Genomic DNA, 1,885 nt, shown 5'->3' on the forward strand with positions numbered 1-1,885 from the left:
CCGCTACGACGTGGGCGTGGACGCCAACGCCTGCGCACCGGTGAGCCTCGACGAGCTGCGGGCATGGTTCTCCGGCGTCGGCGAGCCGTGCGGGCGCGTCAAGTGGCCGTGGTGGGTCAACCAGACCGGCGACAGACAGGTCGAGCGAGAGCTGGCCGCGTACAAGCGGGAGAGGGCGAACTGATGGCGATCTTCGTAACGGGCGACGTGCACGGAGGGGCCGAATACGGCTCCAGCCGCTTCTCCTCCAAGAGCTGGCCGGACGGCAGGACGCTCTCGCGCGACGACGTGGTGGTGGTCGCCGGCGACTTCGGATTCGTGTGGGACGGCTCGAACACCGACCGCTACTGGCTCGACTGGTTCGAGTCCAAGCCGTGGACGACATGCTTCGTCGACGGCAATCACGAGAATCACCGGATGCTGGCGGAACTCCCCGAAACCGAGTGGAACGGCGGGCGCGTCCACGTCGCACGCCCGCATGTGCTGCACCTGATGCGCGGCGAGGTCTTCGATATCGCCGGGACGACCGTCCTCGCCATGGGAGGTGCCGCGAGCCATGACAGGGAATGGCGCAAGGAGGGGAAGTCCTGGTGGCCGGAGGAGATGCCGAGCGAGACCGAGATGGAACGCTGCCGGCGCAACCTCGATGCCGCCGGCTGGAAGGTCGACTACGTGGTGACGCACGAGGCCCCGGCCGACCTGGCGGGCGACCTCTGCTGGGAGTGCAACCGTCCTTTCGAGGACGACCCGCTGCAGAACTTCCTCGGCGAGATCGACCGGCGGCTCGACTTCAAGACGTGGTTCTTCGGACACTACCACGACGACGAGTGGCGCGACGGCAGGCACCGGCTGATCTACCGCGACATCGTGCCGGTCGGCGTGCGCAGGGAGGACGAGGACCGGGAGCCGGTCGGCTAGCGTCTGGGGCCGCGCCGGTGGCCGTCCTCCGGCTCGAGCTCGGGGCTCTCCGCCTGTGCCATACCGCCCGCGAGCCTGTCGCGCTCGTCGGCGAGGCGCTTGCGCTCGACCGCGAGCTCGGCGGCCTTGCGCAGGCTCGCGCCCAGCGCCGCGGGCGCGCCGCCGCGCTGCAGCTCGCGTATCTGCTCGTCGAGTGCCGCGATCTGCTCGTCGAGCTGGCCCAGCATCTCGGCCTTGGTGTCGGTCTGGTCGGCAGTCGCGGCAGTGACGCGCTGCTGGGCCTCAACCGCGGCCGCAGCGGTGGCCATGGCCACGCGGCGGCGCTTCGCGAGCGCGGCCTTGCGCTTGCGTTCGCCCTTCTTGGGACGCACGCGCCACGCCTGCTCGGCGGTGTTGCGCTGGCGCTCGAGCGTCGCGACCTCGTCGCGCAGCCGCTCAAGCTCGGCACCCTCCTGGCGCAATTCGGCGCGGAGAACGCGCAGGCGCTCGTTACGGGCCCTGATTTCATCGTTCTGCTTCACACGGTCGGCATGCCCGATCAGGCCGACGCCACCCTCGTGAATCGTCGGTTCCTCGGCCAGACCTCTTTCCTTATTACTGCGATGGTCGATGACCTGTGGCACAACGCCCACCGCCGCGGCCGCGGCTGCCAGATGCCTGTTGGCGATTTTCGCCCAGGCCTCGCGCACCTCGTCCATCTCCTCGCGGCCCACGGCGTAGGCGCTCTGCCCCTCCCTGCGGTGCATCTGCACTGGCCTCTTGCTGGTCCTATCCTTGGTGCCAAGCCCCTCGGCCTTGGCCTGCTTCATGGTCCTGCGCTGGCCGTCCTCGAAGTTGTACAACTTTTGCCACCCCGCGGCCTTGGCCGACTTCCACTCCGTCGCGCGGATGGGCATACGGTCCCCGTGTTCGTTCTCGCAGAGATAGAAGCACTGGCCCGTCTCGTCCTTGGTTTTCTGCACGAAAC

General features: G+C 68.7%; 2 protein-coding genes and 1 pseudogene. 2 read left to right on the forward strand and 1 reads right to left on the reverse strand.

Translation table 11 applies throughout. From position 1 onward, the window contains the following. Together AB5Z54_RS09795 and AB5Z54_RS09800 are read left to right on the forward strand one after the other, a co-directional pair. Positions 1–184, forward strand: a pseudogene (locus tag AB5Z54_RS09795) (hypothetical protein); the annotation flags it as partial. After that, complete coding sequence (locus AB5Z54_RS09800; protein WP_333691246.1) at positions 184–918, forward strand: metallophosphoesterase family protein; 735 nt, start codon at positions 184–186, stop codon at positions 916–918. The pseudogene AB5Z54_RS09795 and the gene AB5Z54_RS09800, both read left to right, overlap by 1 nt. On the opposite strand, the gene AB5Z54_RS09805 is transcribed toward AB5Z54_RS09800, so the two are convergent. Beyond that, positions 915–1,885 (reverse strand): MobA/MobL family protein (locus AB5Z54_RS09805; protein ID WP_368161408.1); only part of this gene is annotated, 971 nt, incomplete at its 5' end. The genes AB5Z54_RS09800 and AB5Z54_RS09805 overlap by 4 nt on opposite strands.

The sequence above is a fragment of the Collinsella aerofaciens genome (genome assembly GCF_040910185.1).
GTDB classification, from domain to species: domain Bacteria; phylum Actinomycetota; class Coriobacteriia; order Coriobacteriales; family Coriobacteriaceae; genus Collinsella; species Collinsella aerofaciens_BF.

Excerpts from the sequence above, each read along its gene's own strand:
- AB5Z54_RS09800 (WP_333691246.1), top strand. The coding sequence starts at position 184 with ATGGCGATCTTCGTAACGGGCGACGTGCACGGAGGGGCCGAATACGGC.